The following is a 25664-nucleotide window of genomic DNA, read 5'->3' as shown; positions in this document are numbered from 1 at the left end:
CGCGGCTCCTCCTGTCCCGCCGCCCGCCCCACGCGCTACCGCTGCACCGGCACCGGGCACTCCATTCGCTGCTCAGCCGGTGCCGCGGTCCAGTACGCGGCGGGCGGCCTCGGCCTCCGCCGCGGGCGGGGAGAGTTCGTCCAGGGTGTCCAGCTCGTCGTCCGACGCCAGCTCCTGTTCCCAGGCCTCCGCGAGCCGCTCCTGCTCCTGGCGCGGCCGGGCGGCGATCTCCTCCCGGTGCTCCCGGTCCAGGGCTGCCAGGAATCGTTCGACCGGGTCTGTCGACATGCCGTGCTCCTTGTCTCGGACGGGCCTGCTGCCTGGCCCAGCATGGCCGAACCGGCCTGCGCCCGCCGCCCGACACCGCCTGGGAACACCCTGTTGGCCGCGCGGCCCGCACCCGTGCCGGAAAGACATTGCGCGCCGGACGGGCCGGCCGGGATGATCGGCCCCATGCCGATCTTCACCGCGGCCGACGGCACCCGGCTCGCCTACCACCTGCGGGGCAGCGGCGCGCCCCTCGCCGTGCTGCCCGGCGGCCCGATGCGGGCCTCCGCCTACCTCGGTGACCTCGGCGGGCTGGCCGCGCACCGGCGACTGGCGCTGCTGGACCTGCGCGGCACCGGTGACTCGGCGGCGCCGGCGGACCCGGGGACGTACCGCTGCGACCGGATGGTGGAGGACGTCGACATATGGCGCGCCCACATGGGGCTGGACCATATGGATCTGCTCGCCCATTCGGCGGGCGCCGCCCTGGCGATGCTCTATGCGGCCCGGTACCCGCACTGGATACGACGGCTGCTGCTGATCACCCCCAACCCGTCCGCCCTCGGGCTGCGCGCCACCCCGCAGGACCGGCTGGCCGCGGCCCGGCTGCGCACCGGGGAGCCGTGGTTCGCCGAGGCGTTCCCCGCCTTCCGGGCCTGGCTCGCCGGGGAGGCCGGCTTCGACGACGTGTTCCTGCCGTTCTTCCACGGCCGCTGGGACGACACCGCCCGCGCCCACTGGGACGCCGAGCCGGAGCAGACCAACGAGGAGGCGGCCGACTGCTACTTCGCCGAGGGCGCCTTCACCCCGGACGCCACCCGTGCGGCGCTGGCCGGGCTGACCGCTCCGGTCCTGGTCCTCGCCGGGGAACTGGACGGCGGTCCGCGCCCCGGTCTCGCCCGACGTGCCGCCGAGGCGTTCCCGGCCGCCGAGTACGCCGTCCAGCCCGGCGCCGGCCACTACCCCTGGCTGGACGACCCCGACTGGTTCCGGAACCGCGTCATGGACTTCCTCGCCGAGGACTGACCGCCGTGGAGCGGAGAGGAAGACCGTGCAGTCCTAGCGGTCCGCCGCCACCGCCACCTCGCGAGCCCAGCGGTAGTCCGCCTTGCCGCTCGGGGAGCGCCGGATGGAGTCGGTGACGACCAGCTGGCGGGGGATCTTGTAGCCGGCCAGCCGGGTGCGGCAGTGGGTCTGGATGTCGGCCAGTGACGGCCGCGGCGCCCCCTCGCGCAGCTGCACCACCGCCGCCACATGGTTGCCCCAGGTGGCGTCCGGCACCCCGGCGACGAGCGCGTCGTACACGTCCGGATGCGCCTTGAGCGCCTGCTCGACCTCCTCCGGGTACACCTTCTCGCCGCCGGTGTTGATGCACTGCGAGCCCCGGCCGAGGACCGTGACCACGCCGGCCTCGTCGACCGTCGCCATGTCGCCCAGCAGCACCCAGCGCTCTCCGTCCCGCTCGAAGAACGTCTCGGCGGTCTTGCGGGGGTCGTTGTAGTAGCCGAGCGGGACATGTCCGCGCTGGGCGATGCGGCCCACCTCGCCCGCCCCGACCGGCTCACGCGTGACCGGATCCACCACCCGGGTACGGGAGTTGACCCTGATGCGGAAGCCGCGCTCGGGACCTGAGTCCTCGGTCGCGGTGCCGTTGAAACCGGACTCGGAGGACCCGAAGTTGTTCAGCAGCAGGGCGTTCGGGACCAGTTCCCGGAACTGCCGGCGGACCGTCTCCGACAGGATCGCGCCCGAGGAGGAGACGCTGAACAGGGACGAGCAGTCGGTGCCCTTCAGCGGCCCGCTCAACGCGTCTATCAGCGGGCGGAGCATCGCGTCGCCGACCAGCGACATGCTGGTGACCCGCTCCCGTTCGACCGTGCGCAGCACCTCCTCCGGCACGAACCTGCGGTGCAGCACGACGCGCTGGCCGAAGTGGAAGCCGATGAACGCCGTCAGCGTCGAGGTGCCGTGCATCAGCGGGGGAGTGGGGAAGAAGGTGATGCCCGCACCGCCCGCCGCGACCCGCTCGGCCAGCTCCTGCGGCGTCCGCACCGGCTCCCCCGTCGGCGCCCCGCCGCCCAGCCCGGCGAAGAACAGGTCCTCCTGACGCCACATCACCCCCTTGGGCATGCCGGTCGTCCCGCCGGTGTAGATGATGAACCGGTCGTCCCCGGAGCGGGCCGGGAAACCCCGCCCGGGGGAACCGGACGCCTCGGCCTCGGCGAACGGGACCGCCGAGGTGATCAAGGGCGCCCCGGTGCCGACCCGCAGCAGATGCCGTAGCCCCGGCGTGCGGGGCAGCGCCCCGGCGACCCGGCCCTCGAACTCCGCGTCGTAGGCCAGCGCCACCAGGTCCGCGTCGCGGTAGAGATACACCAACTCCTCTTCGACGTAGCGGTAGTTGACGTTGACCGGGACGATCCGGGCCTTCAGGCACGCCAGCACCGTCTGGAGGTACTCGACGCCGTTGTACAGGTGCAGCCCCAGATGTTCGCCGGGCCGGACGCCGCTGGCGGTCAGATGGTGGGCGATCCGGTTGGCGGCGGCGTCCAGCTCGGCGTAGGTGAGGCGGCGCTCGGCGCCGGTGCCCGGGTGGTCGAGGTGGACGAGCGCCTCGCGGTCCGGCACCACGTCCACGACCGACTCGAACAGGTCCGCAAGGTTGTACTCCACCGCTCCTCCTGACCCCGCCGTCCGGTTGCGGAAACCCGCGTCCTCGCTCCGCCGGTCATCAGAGCAAAGGGGAGCACAGGTGTGAAGGGCCGGGGCCAATAAATCTGACTGACTGTCAGAAAACTCTTGAAGTGCCCCCTCGCCTCCTGCAACCTGTTCTCGTTCTCACCGAGGGGAGATGGCCCATGGGCGGGACCGAAGACCTCACCGTGCAGCGTGAAGGCGCCACACTGGTGCTCACGCTCAACCGGCCCGACGCCAGGAACGCGCTCTCGCTTCCGATGCTCGTCGGCCTGTACGACGGCTGGATCGAGGCCGACGAGGACGACACCGTCCGCTCGATCGTGCTCACCGGGGCCGGCGGCGCCTTCTGCGCCGGCATGGACCTCAAGGCGCTGGCCGGCGACGGAATGCGGGGACAGCACCACCGCGACCGCCTCAAGGCCGACCCCGACCTGCACTGGAAGGCCATGCTGCGCCACCACCGCCCGCGCAAACCGGTGATCGCCGCCGTCGAGGGGGCGTGCGTCGCGGGCGGCACCGAGATCCTCCAGGGCACCGACATCCGGGTCGCGGGCGAGTCCGCGACCTTCGGCCTGTTCGAGGTGCGGCGCGGACTGTTCCCGATCGGCGGGTCCACCGTCCGGCTGCCCCGGCAGATCCCGCGCACCCACGCCCTGGAGATGCTGCTCACCGGCAGGCCCTACAGCGCCCGGGAGGCCGCCGCCATCGGACTGATCGGCCAGGTCGTCCCCGACGGCACCGCCCTCGCCAGGGCACTGGAGATCGCCGAGCGGATCAACGCCTGCGGCCCGCTCGCCGTCGAGGCCGTCAAGGCGTCGGTGTACGAGACCGCGGAGATGACGGAGAGCGACGGCCTCGCCGCCGAACTCGCCCGCGGCCGGCCGGTCTTCGACACCGCCGACGCCAAGGAAGGCGCCCGCGCCTTCGCGGAGAAGCGGCCCCCCGTCTTCAAGCGGGCCTGACCCGAGGAGCCCCGATGCCCGAAGTCCTCCAAGCGCCACTCGTCGTCGAGTTCCCCTTCACCCGCTCCCTCGGACCCGTGCAGAGCGCCTTCCTCACCGGCCTGCGCGAACGCGTCGTCCTGGGCGTGCGGACCAGCGCCGGACGCACCCTGGTCCCGCCCGTCGAGTACGACCCCGAGACCGCCGCGGAACTGCGCGAGCTGGTCGAGGTCGCCCCCACCGGCACCGTCACCACCTGGGCCTGGAACCACGCACCCCGCCGCGGCCAGCCCCTCGGCACCCCCTTCGCCTGGGTCCTGGTCCGGCTCGACGGCGCCGACACCGCCCTGCTGCATGCCCTCGACGCCCCCGGCCCCGACGCCGTCCGCACCGGCATGCGGGTCCGCGTCCGCTGGGCCGCCCAACGCACCGGCGCCATCACCGACATCGCCTGCTTCGAGCCGTACGACGGCGCACCCGCGGAAACCGGCGGCCGCACCGGCGCCTTCGACAACCCGGTCACCGGGATCGTCGCCCCCGCCCGGCTCGACTACACCTACGCGCCCGGCCGCGCCCAGTCCGCCTACCTCGAGGCCCTCGCGGGACGGCGGATCGTCGGCGAACGCTGCCCGGACTGCCGCAAGGTCCACGTCCCCCCGAGGGGCGCCTGCCCCACATGTGGGGTCGCCACAGCAGAACAGGTCGAAGTAGGTCCCCGGGGCACAGTGACCACCTTCTGCATCGTCAACATCAAGGCGAAGAACCTCGACATCGAGGTCCCGTACGTCTACGCCCACATCGCCCTCGACGGCGCCGACCTCGCCCTGCACGCCCGGATCGGCGGCATCCCCTACGACCAGGTGCGCATGGGCCTCAGGGTGGAGCCGGTGTGGGCCGAGGGCGCCCGCCACCCCGACCACTACCGGCCCACCGGGGAGCCCGACGCGGACTACGAGACGTACAAGGAGCTGCTGTGAGCGCCCGCACGCCGCACAGGGACATCGCCGTCGTCGCCTTCGCACAGACCGACCACCGCCGCTGCAGCGCCGACTCCTCCGAGGTGGAGATGGTGATGCCGGTCCTGCACGAGGTGCTGGGCCGGACCGGGCTGAGGACCGCCGACATCGGTTTCACCTGCTCCGGCTCCAGCGACTACCTGGCCGGCCGCGCCTTCTCCTTCACCCTGGCCCTGGACGGCGTCGGCGCCTGGCCGCCGATCTCCGAGTCCCACGTCGAGATGGACGGCGCCTGGGCTCTGTACGAGGCCTGGGTCAAACTCCTCACCGGCGACGCGGACACCGCGCTCGTGTACGCCTACGGCAAGTCCTCGCCCGGCTCGCTGCGCGACGTGCTCACCCGCCAGCTCGACCCGTACTACCTGGCCCCGCTGTGGCCCGACGCCGTGGCCCTCGCCGCCCTCCAGGCACAGGCCCTCATCGACGCCGGCGAGACCGACGAGAACGCCCTCGCCGCCGTCGGCGCCCGCAGCCGCGCCGACGCCGCGGCCAACCCGCACGCCCAGCTCAAGGGCGAGGCTCCGCACGGCGACTACGTCGTACGGCCCCTGCGCACCGGCGACTGCCCGCCCGTCGGCGACGGCGCCGCCGCCGTCATCCTCGCGGCGGGGGAGCGGGCCCGCGACCTGTGCGCGCGGCCCGCCTGGATCCGCGGCCTCGACCACCGCGTCGAGGCCCACGGGCCCGGCGTCCGCGACCTCACCGACTCGCCCTCCACCCGGCTGGCCGCCGAGCGGGCCGGCGCCTTCGAACGGCCCGTCGACACCGCCGAGCTGCACGCCCCGTTCGCCTCCCAGGAAGTGATCCTGCGCAAGGCGCTCCGCCTCGGCGACGACGTCCGCGTCAACCCCTCCGGCGGAGCGCTCGCCGCCAACCCGGTCATGGCCGCCGGACTGATCCGCATCGGCGAGGCCGCCGCCCGCATCCACCGCGGCGACTCCGACCGCGCCCTCGCCCACGCCACCTCCGGCCCCTGCCTCCAGCAGAACCTGGTCGCCGTACTCGAAGGGGAGCCCCGATGAGCAAGGAGCCCGTGGCCGTCACCGGGATCGGCCAGACCAGGCACGTGGCCGCCCGCCGGGACGTGTCGATCGCCGGTCTCGTCCGGGAGGCCGCCCGGCGCGCCCTGGCGGACGCCGAGCTGAACTGGGCCGACGTCGACGCCGTGGTCGTCGGCAAGGCGCCCGACTTCTTCGAGGGCGTGATGATGCCCGAGCTGTACCTCGCCGACGCGCTCGGCGCCGTCGGCAAGCCCCTGCTGCGGGTGCACACGGCCGGCTCCGTCGGCGGGTCCACCGCACTCGTCGCCGCGAGCCTGGTCGCCGCCCGTGTCCACGGCACGGTCCTCACCGTCGCCTTCGAAAAGCAGTCCGAGTCCAACGCGATGTGGGGCCTGTCCCTGCCGATCCCCTTCCAGCAGCCGCTGCTCGCCGGGGCCGGCGGCTTCTTCGCCCCGCACGTGCGCGCGTACATGCGACGCAGCGGCGCTCCCGACACCATCGGCTCCCTCGTCGCCTACAAGGACCGCCGCAACGCCCTGCGCAACCCCTACGCCCACCTCCACGAACACGACATCACCCTGGAGAAGGTCCAGGCCTCGCCCATGCTGTGGGACCCCGTCCGCTACTCCGAGACCTGCCCCTCCTCCGACGGCGCCTGCGCCATGGTCCTCACCGACCGGGCCGGAGCCGCCCGCGCGCCCCGGCCGCCCGCCTGGCTGCTCGGCGGCGCCATGCGCAGCGAACCCACCCTCTTCGCCGGCAAGGACTTCGTCTCCCCGCGGGCCGGCCGGGACTGCGCCGCCGACGTCTACCGGCAGGCCGGCATCACCGACCCGCGCCGCGACATCGACGCCGTCGAGATGTACGTGCCGTTCTCCTGGTACGAGCCCATGTGGCTGGAGAACCTCGGCTTCGCCGCGGAGGGCGAGGGCTGGAAGCTCACCGAGTCCGGCGTCACCGAACTCGACGGCGACCTGCCGGTCGACATGTCGGGCGGCGTCCTGTCCGCCAACCCCATCGGCGCCTCCGGGATGATCCGCTTCGCCGAGGCCGCCCTCCAGGTGCGCGGCCAGGCCGGCGCACACCAGGTGGACGGCGCGCGCAAGGTCCTCGGGCACGCCTACGGCGGCGGCGCCCAGTTCTTCTCCATGTGGCTCGTGGGCGCCGAGCCGCCCGACTCCTGAACGCCGCGCGAAAACCCTCCTCACATGGCCTGTCGGCCGTAGGGACCGGTCGCTAGGCTGGCCCGCGGACGACGAACCGGGAGGAGCACGGACGTGGCCGAGAGCACCATCCAGCAGCACCCGCTCATGGGCTGGGACAAGCCGGAGCTGGACCTCAGCAACGCCGAGTGGCAGTCCAGCAGCCGAGGGCTGGGCGATGTCCAGATCGCATTCGTCGAGGGATTCATCGCGATGCGCAACAGCGGCCGCCCGGAGAGTCCTTCACTCATCTTCACCCCGGCCGAGTGGGGCGCCTTCGTCTCCGGCGCACGGGAGGGCGAGTTCGACCTCACCTGAACGACCGGTTGTTCCCGCCGTAAATCCGGGACACGCGACCGCGGCGCCCCGCCGGGACCCGCCCCTGAGCGAGGCTGGCCCCCGCAAGGGGAAGGTCGTGCTCCGGAGGTGAGGAACGATGAGCGCTGCGCCGGTCGTCGCCGCGGTCGACGGGTCCGAGGACAGCCTGCGCGCCCTGGACTGGGCCCTGGACGCGGCCCGGCGCCGCGAGGCACCGCTGCGCGTGGTGCACGTACGGCAGTACGCCGCCTGGGGCCAGGCCGACGTGCTGGTCACCGGGGCGCCCGAGGCTGAGCAGGACCCGGTCCTGGACGAGGCGCGCGCCCGGCTGGACGTGAGCACCGCTGTCCCCGCCGTGGAGTACGGGTCCCTGGAGGGGGCGCCGGGCGCGGTGCTGCCCGGGCTCGGCGCCGAGGCACAGCTGTTGGTGCTCGGCTCCCGGGGCCGCGGCGGCTTCACCGGCCTGCTGCTCGGCTCCAACGGGCTCGCCGCCGCCCGGGACGCCGAGTGCCCGGTGGTCGTCGTGCCCCGGCCGGGACGCGCGGTGCACGACGAGGGGCCGGCCGAGCCCGGACCCCGGGTGGTGGTCGGGCTGCACGCCGACAGCCCCGACGAGTCCGTCCTCTCCTTCGCCTTCGCCGAGGCCGCCCTGCGCGCGGCCCGGGTGCAGGTCATCGCCGCCTACCCGTGGCCCGTCCAGACCTGGGCCGCTCCGGGCCAGTTCGTGCCCGCCCTCGACCAGGAGGCCGTCGCCCGCGAGACCCGGGCCCTCGCCGAGGGGTTCCTCGCCGCCCACCGCGACCGGCACCCCGGCGTCCGGGCCGACACCGAGGCCCTCGCCGGGAACGCGGCCGGACATCTCGTCGCCGCGTCCCAGGACGCCGAACTCGTCGTCGTCGGCCGGCACCGCCGCCGACTGCTCGCCCCGGCCCGCATGCTGGGCTCCGTCACCCAGGCCGTCCTTCTCCACGCGGCAAGCCCGGTCGCGGTGGTCCCGCCCGGACCCCCGGAGGGCTGAGCAGCGCCCCGGCCTTCCTGGACATATATGAAGGCAAAGGGAAAAGAGAACGGAAAGGCACACCATGAACAGAGCGCACCGCTGGACCGCCGCGCTGGTCGGCACGGTCGGCGCGGCCCTGGCGGCCGCCGGCCCCGTGATGCTGGTACGCGGCCGACTGGGCCGGAAGGAGATCCGTGCCGAACTGGCCGCACAGAAGATCAGCTTCCCCCGCCACGGACTCCCGGCCCGCCTCGCCCCCTTCGCCGGCCAGAGCGTGCAGACCGGCCCCCAGGCGCACGCCTACGCCCAGCTCATCAAGGACCATGTCGTCCAGGCGACCGGCGGCCGCACCTACGCCGAGATCACCGAAGAGCTGCACACCAGCGGCGGCGGCGACGAGAAGCTCACCCAGCTGCGTCAGACCGCCTTCATGGGCGAGACACTGCGCGGCTCCCTGCTGAGCGCCTATCAGGCCTGGCATCTGACCACACTGGTCACGGGGCTGGGCGGGGCACTGACCGGCCTCGGCGTGGCACTGCTGGCCACAGCCCGCACCGCGGGTGCGCGCCCGCCGGCGCCCCGGGGCACCCGGCGGTAGCAGAACGGCCGGCAGCCCGCAATCCCTTCGACGGCGACCGGCGTCCCGACGGCTGTGGGGCGCCACGCCATGGCGTCCGGACCAGCCTGAACCTACGGTTCCGCCACACCCGGCGCTCCCGCCGCGGCCGACCGCGCGGGAGCCACCGGGACTTCGCACGCCACCGAAGGAGCCGCCATGCCCCTGCCCGCGTCCCGGAAGGCACCCGGAGCACCTCCGCCGGCCCGCCTCCCGCTCCTGCTGTCCCGGCTGCTCGCCCTGGTCGCCGTCGTCCTCGCCACCGCCCTCACCGGCCCCGTGCCCGCCGCCCACGCCGCCGTCTCCCTCACCCGGGTCGGCGACTTCGGCTCCAACCCGGGCGCGCTCACCATGTACGTGTACCGGCCCGCGTCCCTGCCGGAGCACCCGGCGGTGGTCGTGGCCCTGCACGGCTGCACCCAGAACGCCCAGGTCTACGCCGACAACTCAGGACTGCCCCGACTCGCCGACCGCGACGGCTTCCTGCTGGTGTTCGCGGAGACCAGCACCGCCAACAACCCCAGCCAGTGCTTCAACTGGTTCCAGAGCACGGACAACCGGCGCGGCCAGGGCGAGGCCCTCTCCATCCGGCAGATGGTGAGCCAGGCCGTCACCGCGTACGGCGCCGACCCCCAGCGGGTCTACGTCACCGGGCTGTCCGCCGGCGGCGCCATGACCGCGGTGATGCTGGCCACCTACCCCGACGTCTTCTCCGCCGGCGCGGTCGTCGCCGGGCTGCCCTACGACTGCACGAAGGACAACAGCCCCTACACCTGCATGAACCCCGGCGTCGACCTCGGCCCGGACACCTGGGCCCAGCGGGTGCGCGACGCCTACCCGTCGTACCAGGGCCCCTGGCCACGCGCCGCGATCTGGTACGGCGACCAGGACACCACCGTCGTCCCGCGCAACGCCACCGAACTGCGCGACCAGTGGACCGCGCTGCACGGCCTGTCCCAGACCCCCACCCGCACCACGTCCATCGGGCCGGACGCGACCCGGCAGGACCAGTACCTGGCCGCCGACGGCAGCGTCGCCGTGGAGGTCGACCGGGTCCCCGGCATCGGCCACGGCACCCCCGTCGATCCCGGCACCGGCACCGCGCAGTGCGGCAGCACCGGAGCCCCGTACTTCCTCGGCTCGATCTGCTCCAGCTTCTGGATCGCCCGCTTCTTCGGCCTGGACACCTCCGACCCGGGCGGCCCCGGCGGTTCGGGCGGCGGCAGCACCGCCGCCTGCTGGACGGCGAGCAACTACGACCAGGTGCGGGCCGGACGCGCCACCACCAGCGGCGGCTCCACCTATGCCAAGGGATCCCAGCAGAACATGGGTCTCTACAACACGTTCGTCACCCACACCCTGAAGGAGTCACCCGCGGGGTACTACACCATCGCCGACGGCGGCTGCCCCTGACGAACCATCAGTTGCCGCCAGACATAGGGGCCGACCACGGTCCAGGGGCCGCCGTCATAGCGGCCCCACACATGTCCGCCGCACCCACCACGCCCCTAACCTCCAGCGCGTCCACCCATCGCCGGAGGAACCCACATGGCCATCCCGCCACCGGCCCGGCCGAGACGCCGAGCCGCACTGCACGCCCTGTCGCTCGCCGCGGCCTGCCTGCTCCTGACCACCCCGGCCACCGCGGCGCCCGCAGACCCGCCGGACGGCCACTGCGCCGGCCGCGCCCTGCTCACCGTGCCCGGCGCCGCCCGTCAGCAGGCCGACTGCCTGGACGAGCTGACCACCGCCGGGACCGTGGCCTCCGGCCACACCGATCCGGCCGACTACGCCGGTCTCACCCCCAAGGACCTGCCCACCCCCAGCGGTGTGCCCGGCATCCAGATCGACGGCTACTTCCCGGACACCTCCACCACCAACACCCACCACGGCTGGAACCACGACTCCCAGTTCGTCATCCGCCTGCCCGACCGCTGGAACGGCGGCCTGGTGGTCGCCGGCACCCCCGGCAACCGGGCGCAGTACGCCAACGACCGGGCCATCGCCGACTGGGTGCTCGCCCGGGGCTACGCCTACGCCGCCACCGACAAGGGCAACACCGGCACGGCCTTCTACCGCGACGGCCGCCGGCCCGGCGACGCCGTCGCCGAATGGAACGCCCGCCTCACCCAGCTCACCCGTGCCGCCCGCGCCGTCGTCACCCAGCGCTACCACCGGCCAGCCGCCCGCACCCTCGCCACCGGCCTGTCGAACGGCGGCTACCTGGTGCGCTGGCAACTGGAGAACCACCCCGAGCTGTACGACGGCGGAGTGGACTGGGAAGGCACCCTGTGGCGGGCCGACGGCCCCAACCTGCTCACCTTCCTGCCGACCGCACTGCGCGACTACCCGGCCTACGCCGCCGGCGGCCCCGGCGCGGCCACCGCCGAGGCCGCCCTGCACCGCGCGGGCTTCCCGGCCGGCTCGGAGTTCCTGTGGCCGTACCACCACCGCGTCTACTGGGACCTCACCCAGCGCATCTACCGGGAGGAGTTCGACCCCGGCTACGACGGCCCGGCCGAGGCCGGCACCCCCTACTGCGCCTCCGGCACCCCCGGCTGCGACGCCGACTACGACTACGCGGCCCGCCCCGCCGCCGTGCACCGGGCCGTGGCCCGGGTCGCCCTGACCGGACGCATCGGCAAGCCCCTGATCACCCTCCAGGGCACCCTCGACACCCTGCTGCCGATCAGCGAGGACTCGGACGTCTACGCCCGGATGGTGCACGCGGCCGGACGGGACGCGCTGTTCCGCTACTACCGCATCGAGGACGGCACCCACACCGACTCCCTGGCCGACGCCTTCCCCGACCGGCTCCGCCCCATGGTGCCCTGCCACCACTCGGCCTTCGAGGCCCTGGAGGACTGGCTCACCGGCACCGCCCTCCCACCCGCCGGCCACACGGTCGCCCGCCCGCCCACCGCCACCCCGGCCACCCTGCTGACCAGCTGCCCCCTCCGATAGCCCCACCTCCGGGCGCCCGCAGGTCACCCCGTGCAGTCCGGGCACGTACCATGGCCGCATGTCGTTCCTCCGCCGCCGCAGCGCCACTCCTGCCGGACCCGACTTCGACGTGCTGGCCATGGACCCGGGCGACTGGCCGGGCAACCTCGGTGCGGGCCTGCTGCCCGCCCCCGACGGCACCTGCCAGGGTGTCTTCCTGCGCTACGACCTCTTCGGCGGCCGCGGCCCCGCGATGATCATCGGCAATCTCCCCGAGGGCTCCCCGGCCCGCGAGGTCGCCGAGGGCGAGATCCCCTTCGAGGTGGGCCAGCTGCTGCTGGCGCTGGAGAACGACGAAGAGGTCACCGTCTCCGGCATCGAGGACACCCCGGTCCTCCAGGGCGACAACCTCCTCATCGTGCGCCGGCTGAAGCTGTCCGAGTCGCGGATCTCCTGCGTGCAGTTCGACCGCAGCGACGGCGTCCTCGTCACCATCGCCGCCTGGGACCGCCCCATCACCGACGACCTGTACGCCCTGCTGAAGCCGCTCCCGGCGGAGCTGTTCCAGCAGGGCTGAGGTTCCAGGGCGCCGTCAGCCGGCCGACCCCTCGAGGGTCACGTCGGCGGCGCGCACGAACGCCACCCGGTGGCCGTACTGGATCTCGTAGTACAGGTCCTTGCCCACCACGACCCGGTGCGAGTCGGTGGTGAAGGTGACCGAGTAGTCGTACTCGCCCGGCACCTCGTCACCGACCACGTACCGCTGCCCGGCCGGCAGGGTGTACGGCAGCGCCACCACCGACTGGGCGGGGATCCCCGCCGGGTACGCGGCCTTCTCCGGGTAGGCCCTGCCGTACACCGGGACGGCGGTCAGACCGTCCTTCGGGGTGATCGTCAGCCCCTCGGCGGGCACCGCCGCCGGCTGCCCGGGCGGGTTCTCGAACCAGGCCTTCTGGCCGAGGTACCAGATCGCCGTCCAGTCGCCCCAGCGGTCGGCGACCGCGTACTGCTGGCCGGTGGAGACCCGGGAGGACAGATCGTTGACGTCGGTGGTCGGGTCCTTGCCGAAGCCGATGTCCTTGACCAGCGGCGCACTGGTGTCATGGTCCGTGTAGAGCCGCACCTCGCTGGAGCCGTGCGCGGTGCAGGCCGCGCCCGAAGTGGTGCAGCCCGTGTACGGGGGCTGGTTGGCGGAGTAGTCCGGCAGGATCGTCACCAGGCCGGAGCTGCGGCCCCCGGCGCGCTTGAAGGGGTGGCCCAGCAGCTCGAAGTAGTGCCGCCAGTCCCAGTAGGGCCCGGGGTCGGTGTGCATGCCGGGGATGGACGCCGCGGTCGGACCGGGCACGTTCTCGTGGCCCAGGATGTGCTGCCGGTCCAGCGGAATGCCGTACCGCTCGGAGAGATAGCGCACCAGCCGTGCCGAGGACCGGTACATCGCCTCCGTGTACCAGGCGTCCGGGGCGGCGAGGAAGCCCTCGTGCTCGATGCCGACCGAGGCGCCGTTGATGTACCAGTTGCCGGCGTGCCAGGCGACGTCCTTGCCCTTGACATGCTGGGCGATCAGACCGTCGGTGGAGCGGATCGTGTAGTTCCAGGACACATAGGTGGGGTCCTGGACCAGGTTCAGCACGCCGTCCCAGGTGCCCTCGGTGTCATGGATGACGATGTATCTGACGCGCTGTGACAGCGGGCGGTCGCCCAGGTCGTGGTTGCCGTAGTCGTTGTCGCCGAACTGGGCGTACGGCGCCGGGACCCACTCGCAGGACACCGACTCCGGGCACTCGGTGCCGTCCGACCTGACCGTGCGCAGGCCGATACGTTTCAGCTGGGCGGTGTCCGGGGTCAGCCGCGGCTGGGCGGCGAGGGCCACCAGCTGGCCGTCGTCCGTGACGCGCTCCTCGCCCGTGCGCAGCACGTCGTACACGTCGTTCGCGTACGCCGCCGCGGTCGCCGTGTCGTCGGCGCCGGAGAAGCGGGCCACCGCGCCGTACCAGTCGGCCGGGTCGGTGCTCAGCGGCTCGCCCAGCCGTCGCTGCGCGTCGGCGAGCAGGGCCGCACCGCCGGCCACGTTCGCCGCCGGGTCGGTGCGCAGCCGCGCGGCCGGCACGCCGGTCAGCTCGGCCGCCCGCGGCAGCGTCCTGAGCCGGGCCGGGAGCGCGGATTCGGACGGCACCCTGACGCTGGGGTGCAGGGCGGCGCGGGCGGTGTCGCCGCGGGCGTCCTCGCTGCCCTCCGCGAAGTGCTCGGTGGCGGCGAGGGCGGTCCGGGCGTCGGTGAGGTGCATGGGGCCGTAGCCGCCCGTCACGCTGGGCGCGCCGGCGTGCCGGTCCCAGCGGGACTGGAGGTAGGAGACCGCCAGCAGGACGCTCGGCGGCACGTGGTACTCGGCGGCCGCGGCGCTGAACGCGTGCTGGAGGCGGCCCGCGGAGGCCGTCGTGGCGTGCGCGGCCGGAGCCGCGCCGAGCAGCGGCAGCAGCAGGGCCGCAGAGGCGAGCGGGACGGCGGTCCGCCGCAGGCGTCTGTGGCCGGGGGCGGATGTGGGATCGGTGGCGGAACCTCGCAATGCAGCCTCCTGTGACGGGCGGGCGTGGCGAAGCGTGCGGCGCCGAGCTGGGTCAGTGGTACCGGCTGGCCGACGATCCGTCAATCATGCCGTCACAGTGGCGATTTCCCACGTCACGGAGGGTTTTCGGCGAGTTTCGCGGCGGCGGTGCGCGGGCCTGGGCGGCGTCAGAGGCGTACACCTGTGGGTGCCGCGCCGGAACTCGCCCGAACGGCCGCGGCCCGATTCGCCCGGAAGGCGGAACGCGAGCGCATCGGGCGGGAGCAACACGAGGGTCCGCGGTGCGCCGCCGCTCTGGCGCACCGCGGACCCTCCTTCCCCGTCAGCGAGTGCCGACGGCCGCGCGGACGGCCTTGCGGGCCGTCTGGGCGTCGTCGTGCAGCCGCCGCAGCAGCAGTCGCTGTTCCTCACCGGACGGCGCGGCCCCCGGGTGGGCCGGGCCCGCCGCCGGGGCCGACTCGTGCATCGAACGCTGCACGGCCGTCTCGTAGGTGCGGATCTCCCGGGTCAGCAGGAGCATCAGATTCACCAGGAAGGCGTCCCGGGAGGCCGGTCCCGCCGACTGGGCGATCTGGCTGATCTGCCGCCGGGCCGCCGGCGCGTCCCCGAGGACCAGCCACAGCGTCGCCAGGTCGTAACCCGGCAGGTACCAGCCCGCGTGTTCCCAGTCCACCAGCACTGGACCGGCCGGTGAGAGCAGGATGTTCGACAGCAGGGCGTCGCCGTGGTTGAACTGGAGCATGCCGTGCCGCCCCACCTCGTGGGCGATGCCGTGCAGCAGCTTTTGCAGGTCGCCGAGGTCCCGGTCGGTGAGCAGGCCCAGATCGTGGTAGCGGGTGATCCGGGCGCCGTAGTCCAGCGGCATGTCGAAGGTGCCCGCGGGCGGCCGCCAGGCGTTCACCCGGCAGACCGCGCCCAGCGCGGTCCGGATGTCCGTCCGGGACGGTGCCTCCGTCGGATGCCGCTGGAAGGCCACCGGCCGGCCCGGCATCCGCTCGATCACCAGGGTGCAGTTGTCCGGATCCGCCGCGATCAGCCGGGGCACACGGACCGGGGGCCGGTGCCGGACGAACGAGCGGTATGCGGCTATTTCGTGGCGGCTCCGCTCCGCCCAGGCCGGCGACTGGTCCAGCAGGCACTTGGCGACGGCCGTGCTCCGCCCGGTCGTCCCGACGAGGAGGACGGACCGTCCGTTCCGCCGCAGGACCTGCACCGGAGCGAACTCGGGGCAGATCCGGTGCACCGCGGCGATCGCGGTGCGCAGCTGCGCGCCCTGCGGGCCCGACAGGTCGAGTCTTCCGCTGAGCGGTTGGGTGCCGGGCTGACCCGGGATCCGCCGGGGCCGGCCCACGACCGGGACGGGGCCGCCCGGCCGCGCCGCCGGGTCGAGGAACGGTCCGCCGCCCGCCGGGCGGGTGCGCAGCGGCCGGGTCGGGGCGGACACGGAGGACGATGCTGCGTACATGGGAGATACAGATCCCTTCGTGTGCCTGCGGTGCCTGCCTGAACGTCCGAGCGGACCTCCGCACCGAACGCTGTGCGGAGCTCCGTGCGGAATTCCGTGCGCGCAACCCGTCCCGGCCGCCCGGGCACACCCTGGGGAATGTGCCCGTCATATGCCGCCCTGCCGTCTTTCCGATGTCTCGGAGAGGACGGGCGACCGGGTCGGGGTGGCGCATTCCTACCTGACACCCGATGGCCAGTGGCACACCATCTGGCGGACCCTGGCGAAGCGTGGCGAATAGTCGCCCGGCAACCTCCGCGGGGCTACTGTCAACTCAGCCGAGAACCTGGGGGCTTGAGTGAGCGGACAACCCAACACCCGACTGTCGGACCTGTTCGGCCTGGCCGGCTGGTCGAAAGGCGAGCTCGCGAGACTGGTCAACAAGCAGGCGGCGGCCATGGGCCACCCCCAGCTGTCGACCGACACCTCGCGGGTGCGGCGGTGGATCGACATGGGAGAGATCCCGCGCGATCCCGTGCCGCGGGTGCTGGCGGCGCTGTTCACCGAGCGACTCGGCCGTGTCGTGACCATCGAGGACCTCGGTCTGGTACGGCACGGGCGTGCAGGGAAACGGCAGGGCGACGGGATCGAGGAACACCCCGACGGTATGCCGTGGGCGCCCGAACGGACCGCCGCGGTCCTCACCGAATTCACGGGAATGGACCTCATGCTCAACCGACGCGGCTTGGTGGGCGCGGGTGCCGCGCTCGCCGCGGGATCCACACTCAGCAGCGCCATGTACGACTGGCTGCACACCGACCCGGCCCTCAAGGCCGACGCCCCTGTCCTCGACGACCCGCTGCACGCCGACCCCGCTGGGTTCGACCGCTATGAGGCCGCCCCCATCGGATCGCAGGAGATCGAGGAGCTGGAGCGCTCGGTCGAGGTGTTCCGCGCCTGGGACGCGGCCCGTGGCGGCGGGCTGCAACGCAAGGCGGTGGTCGGTCAGCTCAACGAGGTGGGCGGGATGCTCGCCTACCACCACCCACCCCATCTCCAGCGTCGCCTGTGGGGCGTCGCCGCCAACCTCGCCGTCCTCGCGGGCTGGATGTCGCACGACGTCGGCCTGGAACCCACGGCCCAGAAGTACTTCGTCATCGCGGCCCATGCCGCCCGCGAGGGCGGGGACCGGCCGCGGGCCGGCGAGGCGCTGTCCCGGGCCGCCCGGCAGATGGTGCACCTGGGCCGGCCGGACGACGCGCTGGACCTGATGAAGCTCGCCCAGTCCGGTGCCGGGGACCGCCTCCAGCCCCGCACCAAGGCGATGTTCCACACCATCGAGGCCTGGGCGCAGGCGTCGATGGGCAAGGGCCAGGCGATGCGCCGCACGCTCGGGCAGGCGGAGGACATGTTCGTCGCCGACCGGGGCGACGGGGAACCGCTGGACTGGATGCAGACCTTCAAGGACGAGGACCTGTACGGCATGCAGGCCCTGGCCTACCGCACGCTGGCCGAGTTCGACCCCGGAGCGGCCGTGCACGCCCAGTACTACGCGGAGAAGGCGCTGGCGCTCCGGGTGGACGGGCGGGAGCGGTCGAAGATCTTCGACCATCTCTCCATGGCCTCGGCCTGCTTCATCGCCGACGACCCCGAACAGGCCTACCGGTACGCCCGGCTGGCCCTGATGTCGATGGGCTCGAACTCCTCGCGGCGCACCTGGGACCGGCTGCGCCAGATGTACCGGCTGAGCGCGGAGTACTCCGGCTACCCGAAGATCCATGAACTGCGGGAGGAGATCAAGCTCGCCCTGCCCAAGCCGCGGCAGAAGGGCGACAACAGCGCACAGGCGTGAGCGCACGGGCACAGGGAGCCCGTGCGCCGTCGGACCGGCGGGCGGCTCGGCTCAGTCCGTCACTCTGACGACGAGCACACACGCGTCGTCCTCGCGTCCGGTGCCGCCGAACTCCTCCACGACCGTCCGCACACAGTCCCGCGCGGTGCGCGCCGCGCCGAACCGTGGGGCGAGGCCGAGCAACCGGTCCAGGGCGGCCGGCCCGTCGTGGCCCGGGACGAGTCCGTCGGTGTGCAGCAGGAGCAGATCGCCGGGTTCGAGGGTGACCTCGGCCTGTCCGTAGTCGGCGCCCGAGGTGGCGCCGAGCAGCACGCCGTCCGGCGCGTTCAGCACGCACCCCGTGCCGTCGCGGTACAGCAGCGGGGCGGGGTGTCCCGCCTGTGCCCAGACGAGGGTGCCGGTCCCGGGGTGGTAGCGGCAGCAGACGGCGCTGCCGAGGGCCGGTTGCACGGTGGTGTCGAGTAACTGGTTGAGCAGGGTGAGGAGCTGCCCGGGGCGGGCGCCGGACATGGCCATGCCGCGTACGGCGCCGAGCAGCATCGCCATGTTCGAGGCGACGGCCACACCGTGGCCGGTGAGGTCGCCGACGCTCAGCAGCGTCTCGCCGCCGGGCAGCTCCAGCGCGTCGTACCAGACTCCGCCGATCAGGGTCTCGGTCGCGGCCGGCAGGCGGTGGGCGGCGAGGTCGAGGATGCCCGGGCCCTGGTGCGGGAGTCGCAGGGAGCCGCGCCAGGGGGGCAGCACGGCCTCGCGCAGCTCGTCGGCGATCCGGTGCTCGGTCTGCCGCTCGCCGCGCTGCCGGTGCAGCGAGTCACGGGTCTCGCGCACCGCCCGCTGGGTGCGGCGCAGCTCGCTGACGTCCCGCAGCACGGCCCACATCGAGGTCGTACTGCCGTCGGCACCGAGCACCGGCTCGCCCATCATGTGCACGGTCCGCACCGAGGCGTCGGGCCGTACGATCCGGAACTCGCCGTCGATCGGCCGGGCGTCGACCAGGCAGTCCGTCACCATCGCGGTGAGCTTCGGCCGGTCCTCCTCCAGGAGCAGCGAGGGAAGTTCGTCCAGGGTGAGGGCGGGCGAGAGCGGGTCGCGGCCGAGGATCCGGTACAGCTCCCCGGACCAGGTGGCCTCGTCGGTGAGCAGGTTCCACTCCGCGCTGCCGACCCGGCTGAGCAGCGATCCGCGGGGGGCGCCGGCGGCCGGCGCGGCGGCGGGGGACTCGGCGGGGGCGGGCGGGACCGGCTCCGGGCCGTCCCGGAGCTGGGCCAAGTGGGCGTCGATGTCGTCGAGTTGATGCAGCGCCAGGTCGTACAGGGCGCGCTGCCAGCGTTCCTCCGGGTCCGCACCGTCGCTCCGGGTGTCCCGCCGTACGGCGTCCACCTCGCCCTTGAGCCGCCGCGCCTGCCTTATCAGCGCCTCGACCGAGCCGCGTCCGGGCGGCTGGGCGGCTGGGCGGTCCGCGGAGACTGGGGACGGCATGACGCACTCCGATGGGGGAGGTTGGCGGCGGGAGGGACGGGGACCGCTACGACTGTCGCACAGCCGACGACGCCCCGTAAGGGATTTGGCACCACACGATACGGCGATGCTTCCGGCATATGCCAGAGTCTTGCCGGAGCGATCCGAAGGTACGGATGACGTACGCGTCCGGCGGAGCAAGTCGTAGAAGAACTACGGGAGTTGCGCCGAGTTCGCGGACTTCCTCGACATGCTCAACCAGGTGTTCGACGTGCTGGTGTTCCATGGTGCCGTCAACGGCCTGTACATGTCGAAGTCTGACCGGAAACGGCGGCATGCGAAGGGCCCTCACGCACTCCATTAAGGCATGGAGACCATAGTCGAACAGCCCGTCCTGGCCCGCCTCGTCACCGCCGACGACCTGGAGGTCCCGGTCTCGGCCACCCTTCGCTACACCACCGACGATCCGCTGGCCGTCTTCGTGGACTTCCCGGCCGAGGCGGCCCTGGACGGTGAGGAGGTCACCTGGACCTTCGCACGCTCGCTGCTCGACCAGGGGCTGAGGGCCCCGGCCGGTCACGGGGACGTGCAGATCTGGCCCTCCGGGCACACCCGGACCGTGCTGGAGTTCCACTCGCCCTACGGGCTGGCGCTGCTGCACTTCTCCGCCCCCGCGCTGCGCCGCTTCCTCGGGCGCAGCTACGAGGTGGTGGCGGCCGGGCAGGAGGACCTGGCGGGCGTGGTGGAGCGGGGGCTGAGCGCCCTGTTCGGCGGGGTGTGAGCCACGCCCGGCACGGTTTTGACTCTTGTTCACCTCCGCCTCACCGCACGGGTATGGACCTCGCCCGACGCCGCGGGCACCCTTGCGCGCGGTGTGCCGCAGGGGCACTCCCGTGACGAGGACGGGGCGAATGACACCGATCAGCCGAAGAGGCTTCGTGGGTCTCGGCGCATCCATGGCGGCGGGCGTGGCCCTGGGCGGCGCGGGCACCCGCGCGTCCGCCGCGCCGGCCACCACGGCGACCGGCACGATCAAGGACGTCCGGCACGTGGTGATCCTCATGCAGGAGAACCGCAGCTTCGACCACTACTTCGGGCGGCTGAAGGGGGTGCGCGGCTTCGGCGACCGCAGCGGCATCACCCTCGCCGGCGGCCACTCGGTCTTCGACCAGCCCAACGGGCCGGCCCGCCAGTACCCGTGGAAGCTCAGCGCCACCCCGTCGGCGGGCGGCGCCGACGGCGAGACCCTCGCCCAGTGCAGCGGTGACCTGCCCCACTCGTGGTCCTCGCAGCACTCCGCCTGGAACAAGGGCCGCCTGGACAACTGGGTCGCGGGCGTGGGCAACGTCCGCTCGCTCGGCTACCTGGACCGCTCCGACATCCCCTTCCACTACGCGCTCGCCGACAACTACACCGTCTGCGACGCCTACTTCTGCTCCACCCTCAGCGCCACCGGCCCCAACCGCACCTATCTGTGGAGCGGCAAGGTCGACTCCACCTCCTACGACGGCGGCGACGAGTCCGGCCTGACCTGGCAGACCTACGCGGAGGCACTGCAGAGCGCCGGAGTGACCTGGAAGGTCTACCAGAACGCGGCCGACAACTACGGCGACAACGGCTGCGCCTACTTCAAGAAGTTCACCAGCGCCAAGCCCGGCGACCCGCTCTACGACCGCGGGATGGCCTCGGTGCCGAAGGCGACCGGTTCCACCCCGGACGACATCGCCGCCGCCATCAAGGCCGACGTGCTCGCGGGCACCCTCCCGCAGGTCTCCTGGGTGGTGCCGAACCAGGCCTTCTCCGAGCACCCCTACGCCCCGCCCGGCGACGGCGCGCACTTCGTCAACCTCGTCTACCAGGCCCTCGCCGCCGACCAGGACGTGTTCGACTCGACCGTGCTGTTCCTCAACTACGACGAGAACGACGGCTTCTTCGACCATGTGCCGCCGCCGGCGCCGCCCGCCGGGACGCCCGGCGAGTTCCTCAACGGCGTGCCCTACGGCTTCGGCTTCCGCGTGCCCATGATCGTCGTCTCACCCTGGACCCGTGGCGGCTGGGTCTCCTCGGAGGTGTTCGAGCACACCTCGGTGCTGCGCTTCCTGGAGACCTGGACGGCCGCCCTCGGCACACCGGCCGGCTGCCCCAACATCAGCGCCTGGCGGCGCAAGGTCAGCGGCGACCTCACCGGCGTCTTCGACTTCGCCAACCCCGTGTACGGCCCGGTGTCCCTGCCCGCGACCGGCGTGATCGGCATCGGCACCTGCGGCCCGCTGCCCAACCCGGTGCCGACGGACAACGCGCTGCCCGCCCAGGAGTCCGGTACCCGGCCCGCCCGCGCCCTGCCGTACCAGCCGAACGGCTACCTGGACCGGCTGGAGTTCGGCGCTTCCGGGCAGATCCTCGCCTGGATCACCCTGGCCAACCAGGGCGGCCCGGCCACCCGCGCCGCCCACTTCTCGCTCCACCCCAACGCCTACCGCGACACCACCCCCTGGCAGTACACGGTGGAGGCGGGCGGCACCGCCTCCGACTCCTTCAACATCGGCACCGGCTTCGGCGACGGCACGTACGACCTGACCCTGGTCGGCCCCAACCGCTTCCTGCGCCGCTTCCGGGGCGACGCCACCCAGGCCGGCCGCTCGGCCGAGGTGCACAGCCGGTACGCGGTCGAGCCCGGCACCGGCAAGCTCGCCGTCTACTTCACGATGACCAACTCCGGTACGTCCTCGGTGAAGTTCACCATCACCTCCCACCACTACCGCAGCGACGGCCCGTGGACCTACACGGTCGCCGCGGGCGGCTCGGCGGAGGACTTCTTCAACGCCGTCGCGTACCAGAACGGCTGGTACGACATCACGGTGACCGTGGACTCCGACGCGACCTGGTCGCGCCGGTTCACCGGACACCTGGAGACGGGCGCCGCGAGCGTCAGCGGCTGACCTGGCTGTAAAGGTCCGGGCGCGGGGCGAGGCCGACGGTCACCCGGCCGCCGGTCTCCAGCGCCCGGACCCCCGCCTCGGCCACGGCCGAGGCCGCGTAGCCGTCCCAGGCGTCCGGGCCGGTGACCCGGCCGCGCCGGGTGGCGTCCACCCAGGCCTGCACCTCGCGGTCGTAGGCGTCGGCGAACCGTACGAGGTAGTCCTGCGCCACCTCCTCCCGGGCGCCGCCGGCGGTGGTGACGACCATGGTGTGCGCGTCGCCGATGCGGGCACTGCCCGCCTCGCACACCGCCTCGCAGCGCACCTGGTAGCCGAAGCCGCAGTTGACGAAGACCTCGACGTCGACCAGCGCGCCCCGCTCGGTCTCGAACAGCACGAACTGCGGGTCGAGCAGGCCCTCGGGGGCGCCCGCCGACGACGCGGGGCGCAGCACCGTCACCGCCGTCAGCTCCTGCCCGAGCAGCCAGCGGGCCGCGTCGATCTCGTGCGAGACCGAGCTGTTGACGAGCATCGCGCTGGTGAAGCCGGGCGGCGAGGAGACATTGCGGTGGGTGCAGTGCAGCATCAGCGGCCGGCCGAGGGCGCCGCCGTCCAGCAGGGCCTTCAGCCGCCGGTACTCGGCGTCGTAGCGGCGCATGAACCCGATCTGCGCCAGCCGCCGGCCGAGCCGCGCCTCGGCCTCCATCACCCGCAGCGCGCCGGTGGAGTCCGGCACCATGGGCTTCTCGCACAGCACCGGCAGTCCGCGCGCGAACGCGGCCAGCAGCGCCTCCTCGTGCGCGGGGCCCGGGGAGGCGATCAGGACGGCCTCGACCCCGGGCGCGTCGAGTGCGGCGAGCGGGTCGGTGTGCAGCAAGACCCCCGTCAGGCCCGCCACCGCCGCCTCGGCCCGCGCGCGGTCGGGATCGGCCACCGCGGCCACCCTCGCACCGCTCACCACATGAGCAAGCCGCCGTATATGGTCGGCGCCCATATGGCCCGCCCCCAGTACCGCAACGCCCAGCAGGTCACCCACGCGCGCACTCCCCTCGGCCGACGATCACGCCGTAGCGTACGCGGCCGGGGGAGCGGCGGTCGGTGCCGTGGGGGACCGGTCAGTACCGCAGAACGCCGGCGATCCCGTCCGCGTCGCCCAGGGTGCCGTCGGGGACGAAGCGGACGTCCGCGCCGGTTTCCAGGCACTGCTCCACGATCTCGTCCACGATGTCCTCGCGGGCGAACGGATCTCCGGGCTCGGAGGGCACCAGATGCGCGCCGACGTCACGGGCGACGGCGCGGTAGTTCTCCTCCACGGCGAGCAGCCGTACCCGCCCCTCCCGGGAGCTCTGCCACAGCTCGTCCAGCCCGGCGGCGTAGGTCCGGTGACCGCGCGCGGAGGTCAGCTCGCCCAGCAAGGCCGTGGTGTCCCGGGCCGACTCCGCCTCCATGACCGGCCGGATCGCCTGCCACACGGCGTCGGGACCGGCGTGCGCGAGGCCGCCGTGGCGCACCTGCACGGCACACCGGGCGACGCTGCCGGCCTGGTCCAGCAGGGACAGCGCCGCCTCCTCACCGGTGACGTACAGCGGCCGGGGCTGCTCGCGCAGCAGGGTGCTCAGCGCGGTGTCCGCCTGGCGCAGGAACCGCCGGGTGTCCGCGTCGCTGAAGGCGCTCGGCACGTCCCCGATGCGCTGCTGCCGCTCGGCGTCGAAGTTCTCCCGGCTGCGGACGAGCGGGAAGCCCCCGGAGCGCTCCTCGACGACCCGGTCACCACCGCCGCTCCACAGCGTGACGCGGTCCGAGGAGACCGACAGCACCCAGAACGGCCGTTCGGCGGCCTGGGCGGCGACGAGATTGCGGGTGAGGAAGGTGTCGGACAGGACCACCCGCTCCGGGACGCTGCGGGCGAGGGACCAGACCTGGTGCTCGCCCGGGGCGGCGAAGATCGCCAGGCCGTCCTCGGCGTGTGTCAGGTCCACTTCGGCGAGGGCGCGGTCGAGCTGTGCCTCGACCTCCGCCCGCCGCTCGCGGGTGACGCCGGGGTCGGACTCCAGCCGCTTGCGTGCCTCGGTCAGCACATTGCGCAGCCGGACCGGATCCTGGCCGCTCTCGGGTTCGCGGCGGTGTGTCGGGGTCAGCACGGACACCGCCGGGTAGGGACGCGGACGCCGCAGTTCGGCGAGGGCCGCGGGACTCAGTGCGTGCTCCATGACAGCACCATAGGACCGATTCATCTGTCCGGCATTCGGGGTAAAACCGGCGACGGGGCTGGTGAATTCTCCCCGCGGTACGACGGTGACGGGAGCCGCCCGGACCGTTACCGTACCCGTCAGTAACCGAACCGCACGGACCGCCCAGGAGACCCCATGCCACAGCTCGACCTCGCCGGAGCGGCCCTGACCTACGACGACGAAGGCCCCCGGGACGCCCCGGAGACGCCCCTGGTCCTCGTCCACGGCTGGACCGCGGACCGGCACCGCTGGGACCATCAGATGGCGCACTTCTCCGGCAGTCGCCGGGTGATCCGGCTCGACCTGCGCGGCCACGGGGAGAGCACCGGCGCCGGGGTGCGCACGATCGCCGAGCTGGCACAGGACGTCCTGGCCCTCCTGGACCACCTCGCGGTGGAGCGGTGCGTGCTGATCGGCCACTCCATGGGCGGCATGATCGCGCAGACCCTCGCCCTCGGCCATCCCGCGCGCGTGGAACGGCTGGTGCTGGTCAACTCCATCGGCCGGATGACCTACAGCCGGGGCCGCGGGCTGCTGATGGCGGCCTCCACCCTGGTGCCGTTCAAGCTGTTCGTCGCCGCCAACATCCAGCGGGCCTTCGGGCCCGGGTATCCGCGCGAGGAGATCCGCGCGCAGATCCGTGCCTCCGCCGGCACCCCGCGCGAGGTCGTCATGACGCTCTACGGCGCCATGCGCGCCTTCGACCTGCTCGACCGGGCCCCCGAGATCCGCATGCCCACCCTGCTGGTGCACGGCTACCACGACGTCCAGCTGCCCGTGTCCCAGATGCTGCGCCTGGCCAAGGCGTGCCCCGACGCGGTCGTGCGCATCCTGGACGGCGGCCATGAACTGCCCCTGGAGAAGCCGACGGAGCTGACCGCGGCGCTGGAGCGGTTCCTGGCCGCGCACATGGCGGAACCGGCCTGACCCGCCCCGCACTTGGTCAACTTTTTAGCTGTGGCCGGTTCCCGGCGTCTCCGGTCCGCCGGCATGGAGAGCGCTTGCTCATCCGCAGGCAAAACGCGGCCGAAACACGCGGGGTAATGAGTCGTCCGTGTGACAGCAGCGTTGACCGCTCCCGACCGCCTGACGGAAGGTCGTCATATAGGTGCTCGATACAACTGGTTTCCGGGCCGGTCTCCGCACTCCGCCGAAGCGCAGGTGAGCGGGGGCCGCCAGGGGACCGGAGGCAGGAGG

General features: G+C 73.1%; 22 protein-coding genes. 15 read left to right on the top strand and 7 right to left on the bottom strand.

Features of this window, described 5'->3' with window-relative positions; genetic code table 11:
• Nucleotides 1-72 precede the first annotated feature (72 nt).
• Nucleotides 73-288 carry a hypothetical protein gene (locus ACZ5CZ_RS21230; protein ID WP_385841145.1) on the bottom strand — a complete coding sequence of 72 codons (216 nt, stop codon included), beginning with the start codon at nt 286-288 and terminating at the stop codon, nt 73-75.
• 165 nt (nt 289-453) lie between these two features.
• Here ACZ5CZ_RS21230 and ACZ5CZ_RS21225 point away from each other — a divergent pair, with 165 nt between their 5' ends.
• Nucleotides 454-1293, top strand: a complete 840-nt coding sequence (locus ACZ5CZ_RS21225) for an alpha/beta fold hydrolase (protein WP_468944911.1) — start codon at nt 454-456, stop codon at nt 1291-1293.
• A 33-nt stretch (nt 1294-1326) separates the two neighbouring features.
• Here the strand turns inward: ACZ5CZ_RS21225 and ACZ5CZ_RS21220 are convergent, their stop codons facing one another.
• The gene (locus ACZ5CZ_RS21220; RefSeq protein WP_468944908.1) at nt 1327-2940 is read right to left on the bottom strand and encodes an acyl-CoA synthetase; all 1614 of its coding nucleotides are present in this window, start codon (nt 2938-2940) and stop codon (nt 1327-1329) included.
• A gap of 185 nt (nt 2941-3125) precedes the next feature.
• Between ACZ5CZ_RS21220 and ACZ5CZ_RS21215 the strand changes: the two genes are divergently transcribed.
• The 10 genes from ACZ5CZ_RS21215 to ACZ5CZ_RS21170 all read left to right on the top strand — a co-directional run bounded on the left by ACZ5CZ_RS21215 (nt 3126) and on the right by ACZ5CZ_RS21170 (nt 12578).
• On the top strand, nt 3126-3926 hold the full coding sequence (locus tag ACZ5CZ_RS21215; protein WP_468944905.1) for a crotonase/enoyl-CoA hydratase family protein: 801 nt from the start codon (nt 3126-3128) through the stop codon (nt 3924-3926).
• Between the two features lie 14 nt (nt 3927-3940).
• Nucleotides 3941-4882, top strand: coding sequence for a Zn-ribbon domain-containing OB-fold protein (locus ACZ5CZ_RS21210; RefSeq protein ID WP_468944902.1), 942 nt, complete (start codon nt 3941-3943; stop codon nt 4880-4882).
• Nucleotides 4879-5943 (top strand): thiolase domain-containing protein, encoded by a 1065-nt coding sequence (locus tag ACZ5CZ_RS21205; protein ID WP_468944899.1) that lies wholly within the window; start codon nt 4879-4881, stop codon nt 5941-5943. Before ACZ5CZ_RS21210 ends, ACZ5CZ_RS21205 begins: the two co-directional genes overlap by 4 nt.
• Nucleotides 5940-7106 carry a thiolase domain-containing protein gene (locus ACZ5CZ_RS21200; RefSeq protein ID WP_468944896.1) on the top strand — a complete coding sequence of 389 codons (1167 nt, stop codon included), beginning with the start codon at nt 5940-5942 and terminating at the stop codon, nt 7104-7106. Before ACZ5CZ_RS21205 ends, ACZ5CZ_RS21200 begins: the two co-directional genes overlap by 4 nt.
• 93 nt (nt 7107-7199) lie before the next feature.
• Nucleotides 7200-7442, top strand: a complete 243-nt coding sequence (locus tag ACZ5CZ_RS21195; RefSeq protein ID WP_385841138.1) for a DUF397 domain-containing protein — start codon at nt 7200-7202, stop codon at nt 7440-7442.
• A gap of 118 nt (nt 7443-7560) precedes the next feature.
• Nucleotides 7561-8460, top strand: coding sequence for a universal stress protein (locus ACZ5CZ_RS21190; protein WP_468944893.1), 900 nt, complete (start codon nt 7561-7563; stop codon nt 8458-8460).
• A 64-nt stretch (nt 8461-8524) separates the two neighbouring features.
• Nucleotides 8525-9040: a hypothetical protein gene (locus ACZ5CZ_RS21185; protein ID WP_468944891.1), complete on the top strand. Its 516-nt coding sequence runs from the start codon at nt 8525-8527 to the stop codon at nt 9038-9040.
• 177 nt (nt 9041-9217) lie between these two features.
• Nucleotides 9218-10471, top strand: a complete 1254-nt coding sequence (locus ACZ5CZ_RS21180) for an extracellular catalytic domain type 1 short-chain-length polyhydroxyalkanoate depolymerase (RefSeq protein WP_468944888.1) — start codon at nt 9218-9220, stop codon at nt 10469-10471.
• A 135-nt stretch (nt 10472-10606) separates the two neighbouring features.
• Entirely contained in the window at nt 10607-12022 is a 1416-nt protein-coding gene (locus ACZ5CZ_RS21175; RefSeq protein WP_468944885.1) for a 3-hydroxybutyrate oligomer hydrolase family protein, read from the top strand.
• A gap of 58 nt (nt 12023-12080) precedes the next feature.
• Entirely contained in the window at nt 12081-12578 is a 498-nt protein-coding gene (locus tag ACZ5CZ_RS21170) for a glycosyltransferase family protein (RefSeq protein WP_385841133.1), read from the top strand.
• A gap of 15 nt (nt 12579-12593) precedes the next feature.
• Here ACZ5CZ_RS21170 and ACZ5CZ_RS21165 read toward each other — a convergent pair whose 3' ends face one another.
• Entirely contained in the window at nt 12594-14564 is a 1971-nt protein-coding gene (locus ACZ5CZ_RS21165; protein ID WP_468944882.1) for an N-acetylmuramoyl-L-alanine amidase, read from the bottom strand.
• A 322-nt stretch (nt 14565-14886) separates the two neighbouring features.
• Complete coding sequence (locus ACZ5CZ_RS21160) at nt 14887-16029, bottom strand: aminoglycoside phosphotransferase family protein (RefSeq protein ID WP_385841131.1); 1143 nt, start codon at nt 16027-16029, stop codon at nt 14887-14889.
• 337 nt (nt 16030-16366) lie between these two features.
• Here ACZ5CZ_RS21160 and ACZ5CZ_RS21155 point away from each other — a divergent pair, with 337 nt between their 5' ends.
• Entirely contained in the window at nt 16367-17860 is a 1494-nt protein-coding gene (locus ACZ5CZ_RS21155) for a DNA-binding protein NsdB (RefSeq protein WP_385841130.1), read from the top strand.
• A 51-nt stretch (nt 17861-17911) separates the two neighbouring features.
• Here the strand turns inward: ACZ5CZ_RS21155 and ACZ5CZ_RS21150 are convergent, their stop codons facing one another.
• On the bottom strand, nt 17912-19339 hold the full coding sequence (locus tag ACZ5CZ_RS21150) for a PP2C family protein-serine/threonine phosphatase (RefSeq protein ID WP_468944878.1): 1428 nt from the start codon (nt 19337-19339) through the stop codon (nt 17912-17914).
• Nucleotides 19340-19685: 346 nt separating this feature from the next.
• Between ACZ5CZ_RS21150 and ACZ5CZ_RS21145 the strand changes: the two genes are divergently transcribed.
• Nucleotides 19686-20099, top strand: a complete 414-nt coding sequence (locus ACZ5CZ_RS21145) for an SsgA family sporulation/cell division regulator (protein ID WP_385841128.1) — start codon at nt 19686-19688, stop codon at nt 20097-20099.
• A 130-nt stretch (nt 20100-20229) separates the two neighbouring features.
• Nucleotides 20230-22257 carry a phosphocholine-specific phospholipase C gene (locus ACZ5CZ_RS21140; protein WP_468944875.1) on the top strand — a complete coding sequence of 676 codons (2028 nt, stop codon included), beginning with the start codon at nt 20230-20232 and terminating at the stop codon, nt 22255-22257.
• On the opposite strand, the gene ACZ5CZ_RS21135 is transcribed toward ACZ5CZ_RS21140, so the two are convergent.
• Nucleotides 22247-23272: a Gfo/Idh/MocA family protein gene (locus ACZ5CZ_RS21135; RefSeq protein ID WP_468944872.1), complete on the bottom strand. Its 1026-nt coding sequence runs from the start codon at nt 23270-23272 to the stop codon at nt 22247-22249. The genes ACZ5CZ_RS21140 and ACZ5CZ_RS21135 overlap by 11 nt on opposite strands.
• 79 nt (nt 23273-23351) lie before the next feature.
• Complete coding sequence (locus ACZ5CZ_RS21130) at nt 23352-24446, bottom strand: baeRF3 domain-containing protein (protein WP_468944870.1); 1095 nt, start codon at nt 24444-24446, stop codon at nt 23352-23354.
• Nucleotides 24447-24602: 156 nt separating this feature from the next.
• Here ACZ5CZ_RS21130 and ACZ5CZ_RS21125 point away from each other — a divergent pair, with 156 nt between their 5' ends.
• The gene (locus ACZ5CZ_RS21125) at nt 24603-25394 is read left to right on the top strand and encodes an alpha/beta fold hydrolase (protein WP_468944867.1); all 792 of its coding nucleotides are present in this window, start codon (nt 24603-24605) and stop codon (nt 25392-25394) included.
• The last annotated feature ends 270 nt before the right edge of the window (nt 25395-25664 follow it).

It is taken from the genome of Streptomyces sp. NPDC031418, from assembly GCF_055581605.1.
Note: the sequence above shows the minus strand (reverse complement) of the source record. Positions and strands in the feature narration are given on the sequence as shown.

Excerpts from the sequence above, each read along its gene's own strand:
- ACZ5CZ_RS21185 (WP_468944891.1), top strand. The coding sequence starts at position 8,525 with ATGAACAGAGCGCACCGCTGGACCGCCGCGCTGGTCGGCACGGTCGGC.
- ACZ5CZ_RS21140 (WP_468944875.1), top strand. The coding sequence starts at position 20,230 with ATGACACCGATCAGCCGAAGAGGCTTCGTGGGTCTCGGCGCATCCATG.
- ACZ5CZ_RS21175 (WP_468944885.1), top strand. The coding sequence starts at position 10,607 with ATGGCCATCCCGCCACCGGCCCGGCCGAGACGCCGAGCCGCACTGCAC.
- ACZ5CZ_RS21210 (WP_468944902.1), top strand. The coding sequence starts at position 3,941 with ATGCCCGAAGTCCTCCAAGCGCCACTCGTCGTCGAGTTCCCCTTCACC.
- ACZ5CZ_RS21230 (WP_385841145.1), bottom strand. The coding sequence starts at position 288 with ATGTCGACAGACCCGGTCGAACGATTCCTGGCAGCCCTGGACCGGGAG.
- ACZ5CZ_RS21200 (WP_468944896.1), top strand. The coding sequence starts at position 5,940 with ATGAGCAAGGAGCCCGTGGCCGTCACCGGGATCGGCCAGACCAGGCAC.
- ACZ5CZ_RS21215 (WP_468944905.1), top strand. The coding sequence starts at position 3,126 with ATGGGCGGGACCGAAGACCTCACCGTGCAGCGTGAAGGCGCCACACTG.
- ACZ5CZ_RS21125 (WP_468944867.1), top strand. The coding sequence starts at position 24,603 with ATGCCACAGCTCGACCTCGCCGGAGCGGCCCTGACCTACGACGACGAA.
- ACZ5CZ_RS21160 (WP_385841131.1), bottom strand. The coding sequence starts at position 16,029 with ATGTACGCAGCATCGTCCTCCGTGTCCGCCCCGACCCGGCCGCTGCGC.
- ACZ5CZ_RS21150 (WP_468944878.1), bottom strand. The coding sequence starts at position 19,339 with ATGCCGTCCCCAGTCTCCGCGGACCGCCCAGCCGCCCAGCCGCCCGGA.
- ACZ5CZ_RS21170 (WP_385841133.1), top strand. The coding sequence starts at position 12,081 with ATGTCGTTCCTCCGCCGCCGCAGCGCCACTCCTGCCGGACCCGACTTC.
- ACZ5CZ_RS21180 (WP_468944888.1), top strand. The coding sequence starts at position 9,218 with ATGCCCCTGCCCGCGTCCCGGAAGGCACCCGGAGCACCTCCGCCGGCC.
- ACZ5CZ_RS21145 (WP_385841128.1), top strand. The coding sequence starts at position 19,686 with ATGGAGACCATAGTCGAACAGCCCGTCCTGGCCCGCCTCGTCACCGCC.
- ACZ5CZ_RS21130 (WP_468944870.1), bottom strand. The coding sequence starts at position 24,446 with ATGGAGCACGCACTGAGTCCCGCGGCCCTCGCCGAACTGCGGCGTCCG.
- ACZ5CZ_RS21190 (WP_468944893.1), top strand. The coding sequence starts at position 7,561 with ATGAGCGCTGCGCCGGTCGTCGCCGCGGTCGACGGGTCCGAGGACAGC.
- ACZ5CZ_RS21225 (WP_468944911.1), top strand. The coding sequence starts at position 454 with ATGCCGATCTTCACCGCGGCCGACGGCACCCGGCTCGCCTACCACCTG.